The sequence below is a fragment of the Paraburkholderia madseniana genome (assembly GCF_009690905.1).
Taxonomy (GTDB): Bacteria; Pseudomonadota; Gammaproteobacteria; order Burkholderiales; family Burkholderiaceae; genus Paraburkholderia; species Paraburkholderia madseniana.
Genome location: NZ_VOSW01000109.1, coordinates 1 through 24,056, shown reverse-complemented (window position 1 = coordinate 24,056; position 24,056 = coordinate 1). Strand labels below are relative to the sequence as shown.

The window sequence follows — 24,056 nt, the reverse complement described above, 5'->3', positions numbered from 1 at the left end:
AGAGATCTGGCGCTCGGCAAGATCAGAAGGCTCGCTATGACAGGTAATCCATTGATTAGCGAGAGGCTGTAGCATCCGCTGCAGTTCCGTCCTCCGTGCGCGGTACCGCGTCGTGCGCCGGCAGCGCCGGGATTGCGGACTTGAGATGCACATCGCGCTGCGGGAACGGAATTTCAACTCCCGCCTGCCGCAACTCACGTTCGATCGCCGTGAGCACATCGTGGGTGGCGGGAATCCGTTGATTCACGCCCTCGACAAAGAAACGCGCCTCAAAATCGAGTGAACTGTCACCGAAAGCGAGGAAGAATACGCTGGGGGCGGGATTCGTCAGGACAGAGGGCACGGAGAGCACGGCTTTCAGGATCGATTCGCACGTAGCCGCGGTGTCGGATCCATAGGCGACGCCGACCTTCAGCACGACCCGCGTAATGTGATCGCTCAGCGTCCAGTTGGTGACTCGCTCCGTGATCACGGTCTTGTTCGGTATCACCACTTCCTTGCGATCGAAGTCGGTCACTGTCGTGGCACGCGCCTGCACACGGGTCACGACGCCGGTCACGTCTGCGACGGTCACGGTATCGCCGACGCGGATCGGCCGCTCGAACAATATGATCAAACCGGAGACGAAATTTGCGAAGATTTCCTGCAGGCCGAAGCCGAGGCCTACGCCCATGGCCGCGACCAGCCATTGAATCCGGGACCAGTTGCCGCCCAGCACACTAAACACCGTCATCACCGCTCCACCCACAATGACGTAGCGGGCCACGGTTCTGATGGCATAGCGGCTGCCGCCCGAGAGCCGTGCCCGATCTGGGAACGCGATATCAAGGAAGCCGCCGATGTTTTTGACCGCAACGACTGCGATAAATCCAATCGTCAGGGCGAGCATCAAGCCCCCGAGGGTGACGGTGCGCTCCACCGTTTGCCCCTCCTCGACATCGGCATAGGTCCAGAGAGAAATCTCGTTTAGCAGGCTCAGACCCGGCAATGCTCCGTGCCAGACCACCAGCACGGCAACCACCAGAAGTATCGCGGACAACGCACGCAACAACCGCGTCGCCTGGGCTCCGATCGAGGCCAGGTCGGGGCGGTCCAGGTTCTTGCGCGCCCCGTCGATGAGGACGTCTGCCTCCCGATCCATGCCCTGTGTCCGCGCGCGCTCAAGCTGGTTGCGCCGGTCGCGCAACCAGCGCGCCGTCAGAGTATGGAACAGCGCGATCGCTGCCGCAGCGAGGCCACTGATCAGCGTGAGCCGACCGAAGACCTGCGCAGCGTTGTAAAAGCCAGCCGCTGACAGTACCGCAAGGGACAGCGGCACCACACAGGCGAACACGTAGGCAGCATATTTCATGACCACATTCCGGTCCTCCGCGCCTGCACCGAAATACCGCGAGAGAACCGGGCCACCCGGCCGAAAGGTCACGCCGATTACTCCTGCGAACACGATGAGCGCCAGCATATGGGTTAGGCGCCCCAGTGAGGCCCGTACGATGAGATCGTCATACTGGGATGCGGCTCGGTTGACGAAGCCTAGCGGCACCACGAGGAACGTGAACACGCGTGACGCGCGGCGCAACGCGCGCACGGATTGCGCCTCGAGTCCGAAATGCAGTTGGGCAATGCCATCAGGACGAAACAGCCTTGAGAAGAACAGCCCTATGAGTACCCCCCACGCCGTTGGGTCGAGCCCCTCGCCGACAGCATTGGCAAATTCTGAAGCCGTCGACGAGGCGACGATCAGGTTGCCGACCGTCCAGATCGCCAGCGGCAGCGGCGCGACGACGAGCAGGGTTGTGCCAAGGGCCTGTACTGTGGCGGTGACGTCGGGGTCGCCCTCTGCTCCCTTGCGCTCAGACAGGTGCCGCAGACGCGCAAGCAGACGCTTGCGCGCCGCCAGGATGGCGAACACGGCGCCAAACAGGACAAGCACCTGCAGCAAGCGTTGCTTCGCCTGGTCCTCGATGGTTTCACCCACCTCGCGCCAGCCCGTTGGCGAGGCTAGCCACAACAGCGTCTGCGGCAAATCGCTGAAGGACCGTTCGGACAGGGGAGCCACAGGCACCCAGAACAGCGCCTTGTCGATCAGGCTGCGATAGTCTTGCGCGATGCTCAGGAGCTGGTCCTCGGCGGCGACGAGTTCATCCAGTGTGTTCAGGTAGGTTCGCTGCGAAGTCGAAAGCCGATCGAGCAGTTCCCTGCGATCCGCGATCAGCACTATCGCTTCGCCGCGCACGGCCGCCAGTTCTGCCGGGCGCGTGCGCGCAGCCTCTTTGCGCATGACGGCGTCGAGCTCCTCGTCCGGGTTCGCGAGGCGACGTTGTTCGCGCTCGACCTGGAACGCAGCCGCAGCGATTGACTCAGCGGCGCGCGCCCGTTCGCCGCGCGCGCGACGGAACTGTTCCGCTTCAGGCAGCGCGGCAGCGCGCTCCGCGAGCACCCGGGCCAGTGATTCCGTGAGCTTGCTGCGCGCGAGGCCGAGGCGCGCGCGCTGAAAATCAACCGCCAGCTGTTCCGCCTCCGCCGTGCGTCGATCGCGAGCCTGCCGCAGCGACTCGATTTCTTTCGCCGTCTCGGCAAGCTGCGCGGAGCTTTGGACATTGGCCGCCGCCAACCGATTCAAGGTGGGACTGCGGTCCACCAACTGTCGTTGACGCTCGGAGGCATCCTCCTCGGCTCGCCGGGCGTCATCAACTCGACGCTGATCGACGAGTGCCACCAGCCGCTTCAGGTCAGCATCGTCGCGCTGCAATTGCGTCCGAATCACTTCCCGCCGCAGTTGCGTCAAACGGGCCAATAGAGGTTGCGCATCGATGCGGCTGCGCAAGGCGTCAGCCTGAGCTTCACGAACCAGCAGCGCAGCCCGCCTGGACTGTATCTCCGTCATTGTGAGCAACGTCTGACGTGATGCACCTGAGGCCGTCTGGATCTCTTCGCGCAACCGCTCCAGACCGGCTTGCGCCTCGCGCTGCGTGTTGCGCAGCTCCGCGGGCTCCGTGTCGACACGTTCGATTTCGAGGTCGAGCATCGCGAGTTCGGCGCGCGCTGCGGCCTGGCGAGTTTCGGCCAGGACCCGCGCCTGCTCCAGTTCGTTGAGTGTGCTGCCGGCACTCGAAGGGCCGGCAATCGCCTGGTCTGATTCAGCGCGCAGTTTTTCCAGTGTCCGCTCCAGGTCACGAATCTGGTCCGGCGCATCGCGCATTAACTGACGATAGGTCTCCGCCTGGGCACGCAGTTCGGGAACACGCTCCATATCCGCGAGCGTTGCGCGGGATAGTTCCGCGATGCGTGCCTTGGTGGGCACATCGATGTCCTTGCGGATCTCTGCTTCCCGGGCCGTGCGCCGCACCTGTTCGACGGTCAGGTCAGTGTTCGAACGAACAACGGGAGGTTCCGCCAGCGCGACTACAACCGTCATGGCTGCTCCGACCAGCAAAGGCCGCGCGATGGTCAGGGGACGAACCAGACGGATTTTGTCCGGACTACTGTCGACGGAAACCACCACCGCCACCCCTTGCGCCGCCCGCGCCGTTGGCCCTCCGGTCGAAACCGCCTCCCGATTGCGCGTAGCGTTGACTCTGGGTCGCACCTCTCTGACGATTCTGCATGTCGTTGTTCAGCTCTCCAAAGGAGGGCTGTGCGCTGGTCCGGTTGATTCCACCCGCAGCATTTTGAGGCTGGGCAGCGGCCCTGCTCGGCGGTGCTGGCGTGCCGCGCTGCTGCTGAAAGTTCTGGGCGCTTTGCTGAGTGATCCGGGGATTCGCCGGCTGGGTTCCCGCGGGGCGTTGCTGCTGATAGCTCTGGGCGCTTCGCTGAGTGGTTCCGGCCTTACCGGACTGAGCCGCTGCGGAGCGCTGCTGCTGATAGTTCTGCGCGTTTTGCTGAGTCGCGCCGGTATTCGTCGCGGGGGGCATGCGCTGGGACTGCGCGGCTTGCGCTTTTTGCGGCGACGACTGCGGGCTGGGTTTGTTCACATTGGACCAGGAACCGTTATCGTACTTCTGCCAGCTCCCACCGGTGTTCTTGTACACATTGCCATCACGCCCGGCGTAAAGGTCGCCATTTGCGGTCTTACCGGCTACGGCACGGCCGTTGGCCGTGCTTCCAGCAACCGCCTTGCCGCCTGCCGAATTCTGATAAGTCCCGACCGTGCCCTTCGCTGTGGTGGTGTGCTGCGTCGCCGCCCACTGGTTCCCCTTCGTCACGACAGAGCTTCCCCACTGGCCGTACGCGTTCGATCCCTGACGGGTAGCGGCATAAGCGCCGGTGTAGGGGTTATAGGCCTGCGCGACACTCGCGCTGCCGTACTTCCCGGAAGCCGTGGCGCCGCGCGCGTATGTACCGGTATAGGGATTGTACGAGGCGCCCCACTGCGCGCTACCCGCCGGGCCGTAGGCACTGCCGCGTACGCCGCGCGCGCCTGTATAGGGGTTGTAGGTCGGATATCCATACGGCGCCGGCCGAGGATAGTAGACCGGATACGGCCCGTAGCCCACGCGGACATAGGGCGGATAGTAGTAGCCGTTGCCTTGTGCAACGATCGCGCCGACGGCGGCGCCTGCGATAAACATGCCGAGATATCCAGCGGTATAACTAGCCTGGATAGACCCGCCCGGTACGACCTGTTGTGTCACGTAAGTGACGTTATAAACGGGCGAGGCCGGCGGGATCGTATAGATCACCTGAGGCACTGAACTGCTGGTCTGCCAGGGTCCGGCCGGCGACGGCGAATCGAACCATACACCCCGCGAACAGAGGTAATAGTGATTCTGCACCTTGATGATCTTGTCGGGCGTGTTGGTTGCGTAGGCGAGTGGGGTGCCTTCGATCGGTGCAAAATTCGGCTCGCCGCTGTATGCGACCTTGATCTCAGCCGCTGCCGCAGCAGGGTTGACTTCAACCGTCGTCGGAATCTGTGCGAGCAGCACCGCGTCCTTGGCCTCCGGCGTGCCCGGCACGGAAGCGAGGACTCGCGAGGCAGGGCTGTCGCGAGGAATGTTGGCGAAATCGGCCGGTAGCTGGTTCGTTGCGAACGTCCATGGCCCACTGGGGTTGGGCGACGAAAACCAGCGGCCTGCCGTCAGATAATAGTAGGTCTTGGTCGGCGTGTAGACGAACACATCGCTATCGGTATTCTTCGCAAACACCAGTCCTGTGCCGGGGATTGCGGTGTAAACCGGTTGGCCGTCGAACACGATCAGCTCGGCCGGCGTACTGCTGAAGAAGACTGCCGGTGGCTTCGCCGGGTTCTTCGCAGACGGCGGAATGAAGGGTTTCAGGTCCGTCCAGGTGGGGTCGGCGGGAATCTTCGTCATCTTGGCTGGGAGCGTCTTCGTTTCCGCCCAGCCGGTTTTCAGGTCGGTCGACGTCATCCACGACTGACCGGTGAACAGGTAGTACTGGTGGGCGGCATTGTCGACGAACAGCGGCCAACTGGCGTTGACGACGAATGAGACATCTGAATTCTGGATCGGCGCGGGCACCGGGTCGCCATCCACAAACAGCAGGACCGCCGGCCCGAAACTGACAAAGATGCTCGGTGGATCGCTCTTGATGGCTACGACGGGTGCTGCCTGTTTTTTGTCGATGCTCGCCACCAGCCGATCCATCGACAAGGTTAACGACGCCTGCGGATTGAGAAATTTTCGCACTGCTTGATCCAGCTTCTGGCTCGTTGCCTGGTCCGCACCGGGGAAAGCGGTACCGGTAATTTGCGGACTGCTTAGAAGTACGTTGCGGCTGTCGATATCCACGTCAGTGTGCATTTGCAACGTGATCACGCCCACCTGTGGTTTGCCGCCGCGCGGGGTGATCATAATCGCCATTCGACCGGTCAGTTCCTTGAAGTCTTTCCAGTCGTCGATCTGTGGCTGGTAATAGGTGAGGGTCGCGTCCTCCTGGACCATTTCACGCGGCCAACCAGGGTCTTGTGTCGCGGCGCGGATCGGCTGCATGGCCGACAACGCGAGTGCCAGCGCCAACATTCGGATGGGCAGTCTGGAAGTCACGATGCTTTGCTCCTGTCCGCCTCACGGCACTTCCGCAGCGCGACCCGTGCCAGGGACGGAAGGCGAATGAGCAGACACGGGGTACGGATGCTGGCGGCCGGGTCGCTGTTGCCGCCAGTGGTGCAGCTAAAAAGATAGGTTCACTACAGCGCGCATGCAATTGGACCTTGGTCCAATTGCATGCAGCCGCGCAGCGAGCAAGATGCGCAACAGTGAGCGTAATACCAGAATCGGAGGATTGCAGGGTGAACCACCTCGCCGTTGCGTTGATTGTGTTCGTATGCGTTGTCGGCAGCGCGCTGCTGGGTTCGTATCTGCGCGTCGTGCTGCCGCAACACCACCTTAGCGATGAATCGATCAGTGTTGTCAAACTGGCGACCGGGCTGGTCGCTACCATGGCCGCGTTAGTGCTTGGCCTGCTGATCTCGTCGGCGAAAGCCTCGTTCGACACGACAAATAGCGAAGTTGTACATAGTGCCGTTGACATCGTGCGCCTTGATCGCGTCCTGGCCCGATATGGACCGGAAACGCAGGAGATTCGCGGCTTGCTTAAACGTATCACTGCCGTGTCGATCCAGGTGCTCGCTTCCGGCGATCCGTCGCAGTTGGCGGGAATGAGCGGGCCCGAGGCAGTGGAAAGGGGAGAGGACTTCCAGCGCAAGGTGGAGGAACTCTCGCCGCACAACGCCGTGCAAAGTCAATTGCAGGCACACGCCCTCCAGATCGTCGATGAAGTGTTTGCCGCGCGCTGGCTGGCGCTACTCCAGCAGAAGGGCTCGATCCCCGTGCCGCTGCTGGTGGTTCTGGTGTCCTGGCTAGCCATTCTCTTCGGCACGTTTGGTTTGTTCGCGCCTCGCAACGGTACGACCATGACAGCGCTAGCCATGTGTGCACTGTCGACTGCCGGCGCGATCTTTATGATTTTGGAAATGAACACGCCTCTCAATGGGATAGTCAGAATCTCGCCTGAGCCCATGCGCGCAGCGCTCGCCATTCTTGGCCAGTAGCCGCTCGATCGCGCGGGCGTTGGCTCTGCTAGTCCCGCACTCAGGCACGATCAGCGATTGAACCAGCGGTATTGGAGCGCGGCCGAGACGGTCTGGAAATTGCCGCCGACGCGTGTTATCAGCCCACGCGACCACGCGAGCTTTGCGGACCACTTTTCGGTAAGCGGCACCGACAGCGTGACGCCGTAGCGCACACTGCGCTGGAGGTCCTGATCCTGGGCGCCGTTCACGCTTGTCCGGCCGCCCGTGAAATACGTCGCGTCCGCGGCGAGCCAAAGCCCGGGGCGCCAGGTGTAGCCGCCATGCAACTGGAATTCGGGTATCGGATCCTGGCTGCGCCTGCGTCCGCCGAAAAAATCGTTGTTGTCTGTGAAGAACCACGCGCCCGCTGCGCCCTCCACGAACCAGTTGCCAATCGGCTGGGACAATCCGATTTCTGGTTTGAACGACCATCGGTTCGACCCCACGTTGATCAGGCGGGACGGCACGTACTGGCCTGTCGGTGCCACGACGCTCACACTGACACCGAGAACAGTGGAGGGTTTGCGCCGCGCGAATTCCTCCGGTGTGAGCGCCGGATCGCCCAGCAGATTCACGGCGACCCTGAACCGCACGTCGCCCAGCCCGGATCGATAGGCATGCTCCGGCATACCTTCGACGTCGCCAGTCACATTCGCGCTGGCGTACGGGACGGACACCGCAACGCTTGCGGTATGACCAGCGACGCCGAAGCTGTGCGAATAGCCGAATGCATACGTGTTGATTTTGGCTTGCACATTGGCAATCGGCAACGAAGGGTCGACCGAGAAGCCGCCGCTCGATCGTGCATAGTCGAACACCACGAAATTCGTGCCGACAGGCGCAGCCGAATAGGCGCGTGGTTCCATTTCCTGGGCACTTGCCAACGCGGACCAGAGCAAAGCAACACCGACACGCGCCGGCCGAAAGCGCCGCGCAGCGCGCGTTGCCGAACGGATCTCAGCCTTGCAACCCGATGTGACTGTGTGATTCGAGTCGATCGATGGTTTCGGCATTGTCGTGACGTTCGTCTCTGATTGGTGTATGAGAAGGCTGGATCATCGCTGCTCGCAATAGGACCAAGGTCCAATGTGCATTCGACCGCATGCGACTAATCTGGAAGATGCGCCAGTCCGATCGCGTCGTTCCTGGGAGAGAGTCATGACAAGTTCTATACGCACATTCGCGGTTCTGCTTACGTTGGCGTGCGCCGTGCTGTCTTCGAGTGCGTTCGCGGAGTGCGCCACTAACGCGCGCGGCGAGACCGCTTGCGGCAACGGACAGACGGCCGGCGGCTATAACCCGAATACGGGTAACGCGTGGAAGGCCCAAAAGAATCAGAACGGCGTCACGACGACCCAGACGAGCAAGGGCGGAGAGGCCAAGACAAAGAACGGGAAGGGCGTGTATAAGAGCCCGAGTGGGAAGACATGCTATCGGAGCGCCAACAGTCAGGGATGCAATTGAATGCATGAAGCTGGTAGCCGTTTGCGCGCGCGGTGCTACTGTGGCTTTCCTCGCGCGCAGCTAATCCAGTCGATAACAGGCCGCCGACAGATCGTAGGCTTTTCGGCGATCCGGACCTTTATTCGGCGAGGTAGTCGTGCACCACGGTGCCAAGGCCAAGTGTGAGGTCTGACAGGATGTGCACGCCGGATATCACTTCAATGACAGGCAGCGACGCAACGGGCGCGAGTGCGTGGTTGAACAGTTCAAGCGCGGCAGGACCTTCCCATGCTCCCTTCACCGTGATGTCCTCGCAGAAATAGCGCACCAGTTCGCAGATGCGTGGCGAGCCATCCACGTGTGGAATGATCTTGAGCAGAAAATTGGGCGCGGACAGCGACGCGAGGATCTGGTCGTGCGGTAGCGCGCGATGCTTGTAACCCATCGTCGCAAGTGCGATCGGCACCGGGCCGTATCTCAGGATGCCGCCAATGGTGTCCTTTTCGACTCGCAACTCAGGTGACGCGAGCTTCTTGGGGAATCCCCATATTTCGCGGCCGCCGGCGATCGGCGGTTCGTCGTCGAGAAACATGGCGTGGACGTAGCTGCCTTGCTGGCCCCGAAAACTGACCGGAATCACCTGGCCGCTTTCCGTGTAGTCGCCAAAGCCCGTTGAATCGGGCATCCGGATGAATTCGAATTTTACGAGCGGCTCGGTCATTTCGAGGGGAGCCGGAATGACCTCGGCCAGGGCGTCAGGATCGGTCCGATAGGTAATGATCAGGAACTCGCGATCGACAAATCGATAAGGGCCGGGCGGATACGCCGGACTGGTGAGCGGCATGGCAAACGCGCGCTCCTTTACGTCGGCTTCGGTCATGTTGCATGCTCCTTATGTCGGCTGCGATAGCCCGACGTGTTACTTGGTCAGGTCGTAGATGCGCACGCCATTACCCAGATCGGTAGCATGGCGCCATTGCGGGTTGGAGATCGCCCTGCGGGCGTCGCTGTACCCAAAGTCCCACAATTCCATCACGGTCGCGCGTGAGAATTCGTAATCCTTAAAGCTTGACGAACGCGTGTTGTGCCGGTTGATGAAATGGACAAGGGCGACGGCGCCTCGCGTGCTGATAGCGTCAAGCTTCTGAACGTCGGGGTCCGTTCGAAGCTCGGGTGGCAGCTTGTCGAGCAGCCGGTGCAGCGAGTTGCGAAGTTCTTCGATTTCGCTGACTCGGTCCGTATTGACGCGTGTCTTGCTCGAGTACTGGATGTCCTTCATGCGCTCCTGCACTTCCCTGATGGATTTCGGCAGTTCGCCTGCGCCGCTGAATACGTCGACCTGCAAGATCAACGCGCTCATCCTGTAGTCCTCGTCCAGCACGTACCAAAGCGGCGAATTGCATGCGATACCGCCGTCCCAATACCATTGTCCGTCTATATGAACAGCGGGAAAACCCGGAGGCAGTGCTCCGCTTGCCATCACATGCTCTGGACCGATCTGTGTCTTGTTATTGTCAAAATAGACCGAGTTGCCGGTGCTGACGTTGACGGCGCCCAGCGAAAGGCGGACCGCCTTCCGGTTGATCAGATCGAAGTCGACCAGTTCTTCAAGAGACGCCTTGAGCGGGCCGGTGTCGTAAAGGCTCAGCGCATCGAAGTTTCCCTGAGGCGAAGCAAAAGGCGCCGGTAGACGCGGCGAAAAAAATCCCGGCACACCAAAAGCGACTGAGGATGCCGCACTCATGAAGTTGAATAGTGGGCGGACTGGATCGAGCGACAGGGGTGGCACAAATGGAGCATGCGCCGATACGCGCTCCCAGAACTGCCGCAGTCGCGCGACACGCTGCTCAGGCGGGTTGCCCGCGATCAGCGCGGCATTGATCGCGCCAATCGACACGCCAGCGATCCAGTCGGGCGAAACCCCCGCTTCGGCGAGGCCGGCATGAACGCCGGCCTGGTATGCCCCCAGGGCGCCACCGCCCTGCAGGACCATGACGGTATGGTCGAACTTGCCCCAGCTTGTGGTCGGATTTGATGGTTCAGCCTGGTGTGCTTTTGCCATGACTACCCCACAAGTGAAGAAATGTTTGCGCAAGCGTTGCCGCTTCGTCGTGCTACGACCACCCCCATGGTATTTTTCTCGCAAGTTCTGTTTCATTCAGGTGTTGCTTTACGGATACATTGAGAATTCCTTAAGAATTGCGTCGGCTGCGAATCCCTGAGCGAGTCGGCTATTACGTCATTAAAACTACATACACTGCCGCGTGCTGGCAATTGGACTTTGGTCCCATCCAGCAGTCATCCACAACACAGGCATTCAGGTCAAAACATAGATGAATGTGCCGTGCGTTATTTACTATTGTCCGACCGCAGACTAGGATTAATTGACCGTTTTGTTCTATCCGACCGCGGAAGTTCTAACTGAACCCTTTTAGGGGCGCGCGGTGCCCGATTCTGCTGCTAGTCAATCACTGAATAAATAGAAGGATGATGCGCTGTCATGGCGACGACCCGGCAGACCGCCCGTGAGGCAGGCCGGGGCCGCCCAGTCACGAGGGAATCATGATTCTGCATGCCCAGGCCACTTCGCAAGATCTGGTTGCGGCAACCGGCTTCCGGATTATGGCGCATTGCATCTCGTCGAAATCCAGAGTGAATTCTTTCAGCACTTCTCCCGGTACCAGCCTTTGAGATGGAGTCTGGCGATGAGCATCGTCATGCCCGTGATTGTCGTGCTGGAAACGACCCTCATTCTGTGGTTGCTGGTGGTGTTGGCGCGACGCTAGGGGGGGGCGGCATCGATTGCCAGTATTAAACCGCCAGGTAGTTCTGCGCACGCAGAGCGCGTTCTGCTGAGCCTGGATGCGATGTTTGCACGCATTGCGAGAACGGTGGTCCAGGCGGGCTCTTTCCGCTCGCTGGCGAAAACAAGTCCGTCAGGCGGCACCGGTGTGGAGGCATCTCGCGGCGCGGGAGTTTCTGGTGTGACGGAAGCCGGCCAACGTGGGCCGCGCGCAGGGCATCCATCTACAGATGAACCTGGCGCGGCTGCTTCCGCGAGGGTGGTTCGCCGGGAAGCTTGTACGAGTGACGGACGATCGACGGACATACCGCATGCCCAGGCAGCCGCTCCGGAACGCAAGAGCGGCGAGATGTGTTTTCGCGAAGCGCTTGTATTATTCCCGTTTGCGATTCTGATGCTGGGTGAGCGTGGCCGCATGGTCATGGTCAATCCGCAGGCTGCGAAGCTGTTTGGATACGAATGCAGCGAAATGATCGACAGACCTGTCGAGCTGCTGGTGCCTGACCTGCGTTTCGAAAGCAACGCACCCTTCTGGACGGACCGGTTCGCGTTACCCGACCTGCGCGGCGCGGCGCCTTTGCAGGAACTGTCCGCACGGCGCAAGGACGGCGTGGTGTTTCCCGTGGAAATCGGGTTGAATGCGTTTCGCTTCGACGACGATTGCGTGACGCTCGCTTTTGTCATCGACAGGACAGATCGCTATGAGCTGCACCGCAACCGTCAGGAGCTCGCGCATCTGACGCGCGTCTCCACCATGGGGCAACTCGCCTCCTCGCTCGCCCACGAGCTGAATCAGCCGCTCACTGCGATTCTGAGCAATGTGCAGGCCGCACAACGCTTCATGACCGCCGACTCCATCGATCTGGCGGAATTGCGGGAAATCCTCAATGACATTGTTCAGGATGACTATCGCGCCAGCGAAGTGATTCGGCGCATCCGCGCGATCGTCAAGAAAGGCGATCTTGAAGTCGCGCCGCTCAATCTCGCGGGGGTGGTCCGCGACGTGGTTCTGCTGGTGCACAGTGACGCGATCGTGCGAGGCACGCGTTTGATGCTCTACATCGACGAGACACTGCCGCCCGTGCGCGGCGACAGGGTGCAATTGCAGCAGGTCATGCTCAATCTTCTGCTCAACGCATTCGACGCGATGAACGATGTGCCGCCCGTTGACCGGATGGTAGTGGTAACGGTCAAGCCTCAGGGTAGTGACATGGTGTGCATTGCGGTTCGCGACAACGGGCAGGGACTGACAGCGGACAAGCTGGATAAGATATTCAAGCCCTTCTTCACATCAAAACCCCAGGGGCTCGGTTTGGGATTGTCGATCAGCCGCTCCATCATCGACATGCACCGCGGGCGACTCTGGGCCGAGAACAACACCGATCGAGGCGCGACGTTTTATGTCACGCTGCCCGCGAATGCTGCGACGCCGCACGACGACTCGCGATAAAGGCCATGACACATTCTGATCTGCTGGTATTCGTCGTCGACGACGATTCAGTGTGCCGCACGTTGGCACGTCTGATCCAGTTCGCTGGCTATCGGGTAGAGACATTCGGTTCGGCCCGCGCATTCCTGGACAGGATCCGCGCCGAAAGGCGTCCTGCGTGTCGGAAGGCTGACACCTCGCGAGCGGCAAGTGATGGCGCTCGTCGTGAGTGGCCGTCTGAACAAGCAGGTCGCCGGCGAACTGGGCACGGTCGAAAAGACGATCAAGGCTCATCGCGCGCGGGTGATGGCGAAAATGGAAGTCTCGTCGCTGGCCGAACTGGTCCGTGTCGCCGAGAAGGCCGGCCTCGGCACTGCCGCCGAACCACACGCGTCGCACTAGGCCACATTCCGGCGCGAACGGCGGACGGTGCGGGCGGATTTTTCGCGCTCTAGCACCTACTCGGGACCAAGGTCCAATAGCGGCAAACCTGCCTGACTCGTAGTCTGTCGTATGGAGGAGTGCACTTGCGCGCGCACTTCCGGACACCGGACTACGTTCAATGGGAAAACTCAAACCATTCGTTGTTGTCGTCGATGACGATGAATCGGTGAGCCGAGCGATCAAGAGACTGTTGCGCTCAATCGGAATCGCCGCCGAAACGTTCGCAAGCGGCGACGCGTTCCTCGAGGTCCTGTCGTCGATGCCGTCATATCACCCTGACTGCGTCATTCTCGACGTGCAGATGCCAGGGTTGAACGGGCTGGAAGTCCAGCGGCGCCTGGCCGGCACTGGCATACCTGTCATTTTCATCACCGCCCACGACGATATCGGCGTGCGCGAGCACGCGCTCGCGGCCGGCGCGGTCGCTTATTTGCGCAAGCCGTTCAACGACGAACTGTTCGTCAAGACGGTACGCGCTGCCCTTGAAGGCGATCAGCCACCGTAGCGCAAGCCCATGCGTTTGCGTATTCAGGCGATATGGGACCAAAGGCCAATTGTTTTAACGGGACGCAAACACCACTATTCACGTTGCCCGCGAAGAATTTGAGGCGGAAACGCATTTCATACCGTGGTGTCAATTTCAGAATGGAGCACGCATCATGATCAAGTACCTTCGACTAATTCTCGCGGCCCCCCTCTTTCTGTTCGCCGTGGCGTGTTCGACGAACCCGACTGTTGCCAATGGTGGGGACCCCGAGATGGACGCGCAAGCACGTGAGGCACTGCAGCAACTATTCGACAGCACTCCGAAGGCGAAGGATCTCCAATACCAGGCTAAAGCCGTCGTCGTGTTTCCGAGCATCGTCAAGGCTGGGTTGTTAGTAGGTGCGCAAGGTGGAAAGGGCGTGATGTTTAGCCCGGATGGCAGGATCCTCGGGTATTACAGAGTGCGCGGGCTCTCATACGGGATGCAAGCAGGCGCACAAACCTTTTCGGAGGCGATGTTTCTCATGACCGACTCGGCAATCACTGAGCTTACGAGTGGCACCGGATTGTCCGTTGGTGTGGGACCGAGCGTCGTGGTGGTGGATGCAGGGATGGCGAGGTCGATGACAACTACGACAATGAAATCAGATGTCTACGCGTTCATTTTTGGCCAGCAGGGTTTGATGGCTGGTCTGGGCGTTCAGGGGCAGAGAATTGTTAAGTTTGAATAGTGAAGTGCGCAATATTCCCGTGCGGTTATGGCCACCGATGCTCTAACCCGAATCACCTCGGTAATGCACGCCGCGCCGGACGCGCAATCGGGAAACCTGCTCGGCAGAGCCGGGAAATCGTTCGCGCGTTGCGCGGACATTGACCGCCGGTAGCCAGTAAGCAGGTCGACCGCAGAACATTGAGGGCCTCACGCCATGCAACGAATGCAGCGATTCGCAATTGGTCTGGTGGTATGGGTGCTGACGTTCGCGGCCGCCGCGCAGCAGCCCATCATCTATCCGGCCAAGGGGCAGAGCGCGCAGAAGCAAGACACGGATACCGCCGAGTGTCAGCTATGGGCGAAGCAGACGACCGGCGTCGATCCGGTCGCGATTGCACAGCAATCCGGACAGCCGGGCGCTGCACCAAAGCAAGGCGGAGCGGTCAAGGGCGCAGCCGGCGGCGCCGCCCTGGGCGCGGCAGTGGGTGCAATCGCCGGTAATGCCGGTAAGGGCGCCGCGATCGGAGCGGTCACCGGAACAGCGGCTGGCGGCATGCGCCAGCGCCGCGCCAACCAGGCGGAGGCCGCGCAGCAGCAGGCGGGACAGCAACAGACGTCACAGCAGATGGCGACCTTCAACCGTGCAGTGGCGGCTTGCATGACCGGCCGCGGCTACACGGTTCAGTAGACATCGATCGGGACGGGAGAGTCAGCCATGAGCAGGAACCGCCTAGGTCTCGCGATTGCCGGGCTCGCCGCGCTTGCGCTGTGCGCCGCCTGCCACAAAGCCGCTACGCTGCCGGCCGCCGGCGCGATCGAGGTCACCGTGATGCCGGTGACGCAGCGCGACACGCCCGTCGATTTCGAATACACCGCACAAACCCAGAGTTCACGCGAAGTCGAGATTCGTGCGCGCGTGGACGGTTTTCTCGACAAGCGTCTCTATACCGAAGGGCAATTGGTTCACGCCGGACAAACCCTCTTCCAGATGGACGCGAAGCCTTTTGACGCGGCGTTGCAAACTGCTAGAGGCCAGCTCGCACAGCAGCAGGCGCGTCTAACCGTCGCAAAGGCGAATCTCGCGCGCGTGATTCCGCTCGCCGCACAAAACGCGTTGAGCCAGAAGGATCTCGACGATGCGACCGGCAATGAAAAGCAGGCGGAAGCTGCGGTGATCGCAGCACAAGGACAGGTCCAAACCGCTCAGTTGAATCTCAGCTACACGACTATCAAGTCGCCGCTCACCGGTTTGTCCAGTTTCGCGAGGCAACAGGACGGCAGCTTTGTCACCGCCTCGGCTTCGGGCTTGCTGACCTATGTCTATCAACTCGATCCGATGTGGGTCAACTTCAGCGTTTCGGAAAACGAGTTGTTGAAGTTCCGCGAAGAGATCACGGCAGGCCGTTTGCGGTTTCCGGCCAATGACGACTTTGAAGTCACGGTGATCATGGCGGACGGCACCGAGTTTCCTAACCACGGTCATATCAGTTTCGCCAATCCCGCCTTCAGCACCGAGACCGGCACGTTCCTCGTGCGGGCGTCTTTCGCAAATGAGAAAGGCCAGTTGCGTCCCGGCCAGTTCGTGCGGGCCCGCGTGTCCGGCGCTTCCCGGCCGAAGGCGATCCTGGTGCCGCAACGTGCGGTCTTGCAGGGAGCGAAAAGCCACTTCGTGTGGGTTGTCGATAACGACTCCAAGGCCCATCAACGTGTCGTGGAAGTGGGCGAATGGCATGGCGACGACTGGTTCATCACCGATGGGTTGCAGCCGGGTGAGCGGGTGGTGGTGGACGGTGCAATCCGTGTGGCCGCCGATGTGCCGCTGAAAATCGTCGCGGCGCCGGCCGCGCATGCGGCGGCCAACGTGCCGGGAGGCGGGGGGAGTAGTTCGACGGGACATCCGTCCGACACGACCGCCGCGCAGTAGGGGACACGCGACATGAACATCTCCCGTTACTGCATCGACCGCCCGATTTTTGCGTCGGTGATTTCGATTGTCATCACGCTCGGCGGCGCGGTGGCGATGTTCAACTTGCCGATCGCGCAGTATCCGGATGTCACCCCACCGCAGATCACGATTTCCGCCAATTATCCCGGCGCGAATGCCGACGTGGTGGCCAACAACGTGGCCGCGCCGATCGAGCAGCAGGTGAACGGCGCGGACAACATGATTTACATGAACTCGTCGAGTTCATCTACCGGCAATCTGACTGTCAACGCGTACTTCCAGATCGGCACCAATCCGGAGCTGGCGCAGGTGGACGTGCAGAACCGCGTGAACCTCGCGTTGCCGCAATTGCCCTCTTCGGTGCAGTCACAGGGCATTCAGGTGCAGAAGAAATCGTCGGCGTTCATGATGGTGATCGCCATCTATTCGCCGGGCGATCGCTACGACGCGACGTATATCGCCAACTACGCGAATATTTACGTGCTCGATGCGCTCAAGCGCATTCCCGGTGCGAATCAGTCGGCCATCTTCGGTACGCCCGATTACGCGATGCGAATCTGGCTAAAGCCCGACCGCATGGCACAACTGGGTATCACGGCGGGCGATGTGCAGCGGGCGGTCGCCAACCAGAACCAGCAGTTCGCCGTGGGCCGTCTCGGCCAATCGCCGACCGGCGCGCCGGTCGAGCAGTCGTTCGCCGTGACCACGACAGGTCGCCTGAGTGAACCCGAGGACTTCGACAACATCATCATCAGGGCAGCCAACGGCGATGCCGCGATTGTGCGTCTCAAGGACATCGGCCGCGCCGCGCTGGGCCAGAAGGATTATTCGATCCGCAGCCGCTTTCAGGGCAAGCCGGCCACCGTCATCGCGGTATATCAGCAACCTGGCGCCAACGCACTCGACGTCTCGAAGCAGGTCCACGCGACACTCCAGGAAATGAAAAAGACCTTTCCTGAAGGCCTCGAATACGACATCGCATTGGACACTACCGACTTCACGCGCGCGTCGATTTCCGATGTCGTGCACACGTTTTTTGAAGCGCTCGTACTCGTGGTGATCGTGGTGTTCGTCTTCCTGCAAAGCCTGCGCGCGACGCTGATTCCGGTTCTGGCCGTACCGGTGTCGATCATGGGCACGTTCATGGGAATGCTCGCGCTCGGCTTCTCGATCAATATGCTGACGCTATTCGGCATGGTGCTGGCCATCGGCATCGTGGTGGACGACGCGATTGTGGTGATCGAGAACGTCGAGCGGAATATGAACGTGCACAAACTCAGTCCGAAGGAGGCCGCGAGGCGCGCGATGGACGAAGTGGCCGGCCCAGTGGTCGCGATCGTGCTCGTGCTGTGTGCGGTGTTTGTGCCGGTGGCCTTTCTCGGCGGCATTACGGGGCAGTTGTACAAGCAGTTCGCCATCACCATTGCGATCTCGGTCATTTTCTCCGGGGTGGTCGCACTGACGCTGTCGCCGGCGCTGGCCGCCTTGCTGCTGAAGCCCGGCCACCATGAGAAGAAAGGCTTCTTCAAGTGGTTCGACAGGAACTTCGCGAAGATGACGCACGGCTACACGTCCGTGGTCAAACTGGTGATCAAACGCTTCGTGGTCGCGCTGTTGCTGTTCGTCGGCATGATCGCGCTGGCGGTGGTGATGATGCGCACCATTCCGACCTCGTTCCTGCCGCCTGAAGATCAGGGCTATCTGCTCGGCGCGGTCATCATGCCGGACGCGGCGAGCCTCGATCGAACCGGCGACGTGTCGCGGCGCGTGACCGATTACTTCATGAAACAGCCTGCGGTAGGCAGCGTGACGATCGTCGACGGCTACAGCCTGCTCGACAGCCAGAACAAGAATAACGCTAGCACGTTCTTCATCGGCTTCAAGAGTTTCGATGAACGCTACAAGTTCGCCAATATCAGGACCCAGAACGCGAAGGCGGTGTTGGTCGACGCCTACGAGAATCTCTCCAAGGTCAAGGAAGGGATCATCCTGCCGGTCAATCCGCCCTCGATTCCGGGGCTCGGCACGACGGGCGGCACCGAGATGTGGATTCAGAGCAAGGGCGATGCGACCACGTCGCAGTTGGCCGGCGTGGTGGACGACTTCGTTGCGAAGGCGAAAAGCCGGCCGGAACTGGCGCGTGTCACGTCCACGTTCAATGCGTCGTCGCAACAGTTGCTGGTGGACGTGGATCGCGACAAGTCGGAAACGCTCGGCGTGCCGATCGAAGAAGTGTATAGCGCGATGCAGACGATGTTCGGCTCCCTCTACGTCTCGCAGTTCAACCGTTCGAGCCGGTTGTGGCAGGTCATCCTGCAGGCCGAACCGCAGTACCGTCTCACGCCGCAGGATCTGAACCAGCTTTACGTACGGAGCAAAACCAACAACATGGTGCCGCTGAAGGCGGTGGTGAACTCGAAGTACGTCACCGGCCCCGATCTGATCACGCGTTTCAACAATTTTCCGGCGGTCAAGATTACGGCGAATGGCGCACCAGGCTACAGCTCCGGGCAAGTCATCAATGCGCTCGAGGAAGTGGCTGACCAGGTGATGCCCGCAGGCTATGGCGTGGGCTGGAGCGGTGAGGCGTACGAAGCGCGGCAATCGGGCGGCACCTCGGGACTCGTGTTCGTGTTCGGTCTCGTGATGGTGTTCCTGATTCTCGCCGCGCAATACGAGAAGTGGAGCCTGCCGTTCGGCGTGCTGCTGGCGGTGCCGTTTGCCTTGTTCGGGGCGCTGCTCGCGATTCTGTTGCGTGGCCTCGAAAACGACGTGTATTTCCAGATCGGCCTGACCATGCTGGTGGCGCTCGCCGCCAAGAACGCGATTCTGATCTTCGAGTTCGCGGTACTCAATCGCGAAGCAGGCGAGTCGGTGTACGACGCCGCAGTGACGGCGGCAACCGAGCGGCTGCGGCCGATCGTGATGACCTCGCTCGCGTTCATTCTCGGTTGCGTGCCGCTGGCCATCGCGCTCGGTGCGTCGGCCAACAGCCGGCATTCGATCGGCACGGGCGTAATCGGCGGCATGCTGGGCGCAACGGTGATCGCGGTGTTCTTCATTCCGATGTTCTTCTACGTGCTCGAAACCATGTCGGAAAAGAGCGGCGGCAAGAAGACGCCGGGTGCGAGCGGCGGGCAGGCGGGTGATGGCGGTTCCGGTCCCGATCCCGTTCCGGTAAAGCCTGCGGGCTCCGGCGGCCCTGCGGTCACGCCTTCCGCGCAACGTGAGGGCGACTGACATGCGAGGCTTTGCGTTCCCGCTGCGTTTGCTCCCCGCCTTGCTGCTGGCAATCGGGCTGGGCGGTTGCCTGCTCGGCCCGGACTACGTCCGCCCGAACGTGCCGACGCCCGCGAACTTCCGGTTCGAAGCGAGTGAAGCCGTCGATGTGGCCAATACGCGGTGGTGGGAGCAGTTTCAGGACCCGGTTCTGAACGATCTGATTCTGGCCGCGCTCGCTGACAATAAGGACGTCAAGATCGCCGCCGCTCGCGTCGACCAGTTTCTCGGCCAGTTCGTGACGACGCGCTCGGCGCTGTTTCCGCAGGTCAACGCCGGTTTCGACGCCTCCCGTCAGCGTGCCTCGCAGCGCGGACCGACGCCGCTGCCGGCGGGCGTGAGTCCCGTCTTCAACGAGTTCCAGGCGCCGCTGACGGTGGGCTGGGAGCTCGACTTCTTCGGGCGGGTGCGGCGGGAGACCGAATCGGCTCGCGCGAGCCTGCTGGCGAGCGAGGAGGGCCGCCGCGCAACGATCCTTTCGCTGGTCGCCTCGGTGGCCACCGCTTACATCAATCTGCGCGACCTTGACCAGCAACTGGCGATCGCGAGAGCGACCACGGACAGCCGCGCCGGATCGGTGAAAGTATTCCAGGCGCGTTTTTCCGGCGGTGATGTCTCGCAGATGGAGCTCGCGCAGAGTCAGTCCGAATATGAAGCATCGCTCGCCACGATTCCGCAGCTCGAGACGCAGATCGCGCAGCAGGAGGACGCCTTATCGGTCCTGCTCGGTCGCAACCCTGGCCCGATCCTGCGCGGACGCGAACTGACCGAACTGGTGCTGCCCGCCGTACCGGCAGGTCTGCCGTCCGATCTGATCGAGCGCCGTCCCGATCTGCTGCAGGCCGAGCAGAACCTGGTCGCCGCCAATGCCCTGATCGGTGCCGCACGTGCGCTGTATTTTCCGCAGATTTCGCTGACGGGCCTGTTCGGCTCCACGAGTATCGAGTTCTCGAAACTGTTCACCGGACCCGCGCGCGTCTGGTCGTACGCCGGCTCGCTGACGGTGCCGATCTTTACGGCGGGCAGCATCAGCGGGCAGGTCAGCCAGGCAGAGGCGCAACAGCAACAGGCGCTGGTCCAGTATCAGCAGGCTATCCAGACCGCGTTCCAGGAAGTCGACGATGCGCTCATCGCGCTGCAGAAGTCGCGCGAGCAACTGGTCGTGCAGGCGCGCCAGGTGGAGGCGTTGCGTACGTATGCGCGGCTCGCGAGGCTGCGTTTCGAAGGCGGCTATACGAGCTATATCGAGGTGCTGGATGCCGAGCGCAGTTTGTTCAACGCGCAGCTTGGCTACACGCAGACCAATGGCCTGATGTTCAACTCGCTGATCGGTCTCTACAAGGCGATGGGCGGCGGCTGGGTTGTGCAGGCCGAGGCGATGACGGGGCGAGTGATGGGGCAGAAGGCGGTGGCACAGGTGGCCAGTCAGGCTGGCGATCAGTCGGGGACTCAATCAACGAATCCGTCGACGACTCCGACAACCACGGCGCCCGGCGCGGAGCAGCCTAAATGACCACCGCAACGACAAACGAGGCAAACGAGGCCGGTCCGATCCCTCTCGTCGCCTGCCACGAATGCGATCTGCTGCAGCGCGAATCCGCGGTGCCGCCCGACGGCACACTGCGCTGCTGCCGCTGCCACGCGGAGCTCTATCGCGCGCATCCCGACAGCACCGACCGGGCACTGGCCTTCACGCTGACCTGCGTCGTGCTGTTCTTCATCAGCAATCTCTATCCGATTGTCGGACTCGCGGTGAACGGCGATCTCGTCGAGACGACGTTGCTCGGTGCGGTTCGCGTGCTCTACAAAGACGGCATGTGGCCGATCGCGGGTCTCGTGCTAGCGACCACTTTCCTGATGCCGTTGATGCAGATGACTGCGATGGCGTATCTGCTGGTGCCGTTGCAACTGAACCGCCGCCCGTATCACGCCGACTTTGTGTTTCGCCTGATGCATCTCGCGCAGCCGTGGGGCATGACCGAGGTGCTGATCCTCGGCATGCTGGTGGCTCTCGTGAAACTCGCGCACATTGCGAGCGTCGTGCCTGGTGTCGCGCTCTGGTCGTTCGGCGCGCTCATGCTGCTGCTGGCGGCGGCCGGCTCCGCCTTCGATCCACATGCACTCTGGCGGCGCATGGGCAGCTTCGACGATGCGGCCTCGAAGACAGAGGCGGACGCTGCCGCGTCAGCCCATACCGCCCTGCGTTGCGGCCTGCTGAGCTGCCATAGCTGTGGCCTGCTGGTGAAGTCGACGGCTCATGTGCACGGCGCCGCGTGTCCGCGCTGCGGCGCCCATCTGCATGCGCGCAAACCCGACAGTATCGCGCGCACCTGGGCCTTCCTGATTGCCGCCATCGTGCTGTATATCCCGGCGAATGCGCTGCCCGTGATGAACACCAGTTCGCTGTTCGGCTCGGAGAAGGACACCATCCTGAGCGGCGTGGTCTATCTCTGGACCTCGGGTTCATGGCCGCTCGCCGCGGTGGTTTTCATCGCCAGCATCGCGGTGCCGATGCTGAAGATACTGGCGCTGATGTACCTCGTAATCTCCACGCAGCGACGCTCGGTCATGCTCCTGCAGCAACGAACCCGCATCTATCGGCTGGTGGAGCTGGTGGGCCGCTGGTCGATGCTCGATATCTACGTCATCACCATTCTGGTCGCGCTCGTGCAGTTCAACGCGCTGGCCACGATTCAGGCCGGGCCGGCCGCGGTCGCGTTCGGTTCGGTAGTCGTGCTGACAATGTTCGCGGCCATGTCGTTCGACCCGCGCCTGATCTGGGACGCGATGGAGGATCATCATGTCTAGACCTCCCGTGCCACCAGAGCTTCCCGAAGCGGTAGCAACGCCGCGCTCGCGCTGGCGCATGCAGATCGTCTGGCTGGTGCCGATCATTGCGGTGCTGATCGGCGGCTGGCTCGCGGTTAAGGCGGTCCTCGAACAGGGGCCGACGGTCACCATCAGCTTCACGACCGGCGAAGGTCTCGAAGCGGGCAAGACCAAAATCAAGTTCAAGAACGTGGATGTCGGTGTGGTCAAGAGCGTGACTTTGTCGAGAGACCACCGCAGCGTTGTCGCGACCGCCGAACTGGTAAAGGACGCGTCAAACATGCTGGTCGACGATACGCGCTTCTGGGTCGTACGCCCGCGGATTTCCGGGGGCACCGTGTCAGGCATCGGTACGCTGCTGTCCGGTTCCTTTATTGGCATGGATCTGGGTGCCTCAACGAAGTCGCGGCGCGACTATGTCGGTCTCGAGACGCCGCCGGTTTTCGCCAGCGGCGTGCCCGGGCGGGAGTTCGTGCTGAAGAGCGAGGATATGGGCTCGCTCGATATCGGCTCCCCGGTCTTCTTCAGACGCCTGCAGGTGGGACAGATCACCTCGTATTCACTCGACGCGGACGGCAAGGGTGTCACGCTGCGGGTCTTCGTCAACGCGCCCTATGACAAGTACGTGAAGAACGATACGCGGTTCTGGCACGCAAGCGGCGTCGACGTGTCCCTGGGTACCGATGGCGTCAAGGTCAACACGCAATCTGTGGTCGCGATCCTGATCGGCGGCCTTGCGTTCCAGACGCCGGATGAGACGACCGGTCAGTCCGAGGCTGCCGTTCGTACCGAATTTATGCTGTTCCACGATCGCGCGGAGGCGATGAAGCGCCATGACCGCATCATCGAGAGCTATGTCTTCAATTTCAACGACTCGGTGCGCGGGTTGACGGTCGGTGCGCCGGTCGATTTCCGCGGCATCGTGGTGGGCGAGGTGGCCGCGATCTATACGCGTTTCGATCAAGCCAAGAAGCAGTTCAGCATTCCGGTCGAGGTGCGCCTTTATCCGGAGCGGTTCACATCGCGTTACCAGTCTGGCGGGTCCGGAGGCCGGCTCTCATCGGATCCCCACCGGATGGCGGAATGGCTGGTCTCGCAGGGCCTGCGAGCGCAGTTGCGAACCGGCAACCTGTTGACCGGACAGTTGTATGTTGCGCTCGATTTCTTCCCCGCTGCGCCCAAAGCCGAGGTGAACTGGAGCGCGAACCCGCCGGAACTGCCGACCGTGCCTGGCGGACTGCAGTCACTGCAGGATTCGGTCACCAGTCTGGTGGCCAAGCTGAACAAGATCCCGTTCGAAGGGATCGGCAAGGACGCGCAAAAGACGCTGGCGGATGCGGATTCACTTCTCAAACAGCTGCGCACCGAGGTGATGCCGCAGGCTCGGGACACGCTCGCCGCCGCGCAGACGGCGCTGGACTCGGCGAACGGTGCGTTGCAGCCGAACTCGCAGTTGCAGCAGGGCACCACCGATGCAATGCGTGAACTCGCGCGCACTGCGGCGGCCTTCCGTACCCTCGCGGACTATCTCGAACGCCATCCAGAGGCGCTGATCCGCGGCAAGCTGGAGGATAAGAAATGATGCGCCGATCCTTACCCATTTCCATGGCGGTGGCGCTCGCCGCGCTGTGCGGGTGGGCGTCGTCGCCGATG

At 61.6% G+C, this 24,056-nt stretch carries 17 protein-coding genes; 12 read left to right on the top strand and 5 right to left on the bottom strand.

Features of this window, described 5'->3' with window-relative positions; translation table 11 throughout:
* Nucleotides 1-55: 55 nt before the first annotated feature.
* Together FSO04_RS37590 and FSO04_RS37585 are read right to left on the bottom strand one after the other, a co-directional pair.
* On the bottom strand, nt 56-3,508 hold the full coding sequence (locus FSO04_RS37590) for a mechanosensitive ion channel domain-containing protein (protein WP_154566542.1): 3,453 nt from the start codon (nt 3,506-3,508) through the stop codon (nt 56-58).
* Nucleotides 3,480-6,005 (bottom strand): hypothetical protein, encoded by a 2,526-nt coding sequence (locus tag FSO04_RS37585; protein WP_154566541.1) that lies wholly within the window; start codon nt 6,003-6,005, stop codon nt 3,480-3,482. Before FSO04_RS37585 ends, FSO04_RS37590 begins: the two co-directional genes overlap by 29 nt.
* A gap of 245 nt (nt 6,006-6,250) precedes the next feature.
* Between FSO04_RS37585 and FSO04_RS37580 the strand changes: the two genes are divergently transcribed.
* On the top strand, nt 6,251-7,012 hold the full coding sequence (locus FSO04_RS37580; RefSeq protein WP_168435975.1) for a bestrophin-like domain: 762 nt from the start codon (nt 6,251-6,253) through the stop codon (nt 7,010-7,012).
* A 50-nt stretch (nt 7,013-7,062) separates the two neighbouring features.
* On the opposite strand, the gene FSO04_RS37575 is transcribed toward FSO04_RS37580, so the two are convergent.
* Complete coding sequence (locus tag FSO04_RS37575) at nt 7,063-7,899, bottom strand: transporter (RefSeq protein WP_233465139.1); 837 nt, start codon at nt 7,897-7,899, stop codon at nt 7,063-7,065.
* A gap of 292 nt (nt 7,900-8,191) precedes the next feature.
* On the opposite strand from FSO04_RS37575, the gene FSO04_RS37570 reads away from it, so the two are divergent.
* Entirely contained in the window at nt 8,192-8,497 is a 306-nt protein-coding gene (locus FSO04_RS37570) for a hypothetical protein (protein ID WP_154566538.1), read from the top strand.
* A 118-nt stretch (nt 8,498-8,615) separates the two neighbouring features.
* Here FSO04_RS37570 and FSO04_RS37565 read toward each other — a convergent pair whose 3' ends face one another.
* Nucleotides 8,616-9,356 carry an acetoacetate decarboxylase gene (locus FSO04_RS37565; protein WP_154566537.1) on the bottom strand — a complete coding sequence of 247 codons (741 nt, stop codon included), beginning with the start codon at nt 9,354-9,356 and terminating at the stop codon, nt 8,616-8,618.
* Between the two features lie 39 nt (nt 9,357-9,395).
* Complete coding sequence (locus FSO04_RS37560) at nt 9,396-10,538, bottom strand: patatin-like phospholipase family protein (protein ID WP_154566536.1); 1,143 nt, start codon at nt 10,536-10,538, stop codon at nt 9,396-9,398.
* Nucleotides 10,539-11,628: 1,090 nt separating this feature from the next.
* On the opposite strand from FSO04_RS37560, the gene FSO04_RS37555 reads away from it, so the two are divergent.
* The 10 genes from FSO04_RS37555 to FSO04_RS37510 all read left to right on the top strand — a co-directional run bounded on the left by FSO04_RS37555 (nt 11,629) and on the right by FSO04_RS37510 (nt 23,985).
* Nucleotides 11,629-12,729: a sensor histidine kinase gene (locus FSO04_RS37555; protein ID WP_166618330.1), complete on the top strand. Its 1,101-nt coding sequence runs from the start codon at nt 11,629-11,631 to the stop codon at nt 12,727-12,729.
* Between the two features lie 192 nt (nt 12,730-12,921).
* A complete protein-coding gene (locus tag FSO04_RS48585) occupies nt 12,922-13,110 on the top strand; it encodes a LuxR C-terminal-related transcriptional regulator (protein WP_233468850.1) in 189 nt (62 codons plus the stop codon).
* Nucleotides 13,111-13,270: 160 nt separating this feature from the next.
* Entirely contained in the window at nt 13,271-13,657 is a 387-nt protein-coding gene (locus FSO04_RS37545; protein WP_154566534.1) for a response regulator transcription factor, read from the top strand.
* Between the two features lie 154 nt (nt 13,658-13,811).
* Entirely contained in the window at nt 13,812-14,369 is a 558-nt protein-coding gene (locus FSO04_RS37540; RefSeq protein WP_154566533.1) for a lipid-binding SYLF domain-containing protein, read from the top strand.
* Nucleotides 14,370-14,564: 195 nt separating this feature from the next.
* Nucleotides 14,565-15,038 carry a YMGG-like glycine zipper-containing protein gene (locus FSO04_RS37535; protein WP_154566532.1) on the top strand — a complete coding sequence of 158 codons (474 nt, stop codon included), beginning with the start codon at nt 14,565-14,567 and terminating at the stop codon, nt 15,036-15,038.
* Between the two features lie 27 nt (nt 15,039-15,065).
* Complete coding sequence (locus FSO04_RS37530) at nt 15,066-16,274, top strand: efflux RND transporter periplasmic adaptor subunit (protein ID WP_154566531.1); 1,209 nt, start codon at nt 15,066-15,068, stop codon at nt 16,272-16,274.
* Nucleotides 16,275-16,286: 12 nt separating this feature from the next.
* A complete protein-coding gene (locus FSO04_RS37525) occupies nt 16,287-19,535 on the top strand; it encodes an efflux RND transporter permease subunit (RefSeq protein WP_154566530.1) in 3,249 nt (1,082 codons plus the stop codon).
* A gap of 1 nt (nt 19,536) precedes the next feature.
* Nucleotides 19,537-21,087, top strand: coding sequence for an efflux transporter outer membrane subunit (locus FSO04_RS37520; protein WP_154566529.1), 1,551 nt, complete (start codon nt 19,537-19,539; stop codon nt 21,085-21,087).
* The gene (locus tag FSO04_RS37515; RefSeq protein ID WP_154566528.1) at nt 21,084-22,382 is read left to right on the top strand and encodes a paraquat-inducible protein A; all 1,299 of its coding nucleotides are present in this window, start codon (nt 21,084-21,086) and stop codon (nt 22,380-22,382) included. The genes FSO04_RS37520 and FSO04_RS37515 overlap by 4 nt, the downstream gene beginning before the upstream one ends.
* Nucleotides 22,375-23,985 (top strand): PqiB family protein, encoded by a 1,611-nt coding sequence (locus FSO04_RS37510; RefSeq protein WP_154566527.1) that lies wholly within the window; start codon nt 22,375-22,377, stop codon nt 23,983-23,985. Before FSO04_RS37515 ends, FSO04_RS37510 begins: the two co-directional genes overlap by 8 nt.
* The last annotated feature ends 71 nt before the right edge of the window (nt 23,986-24,056 follow it).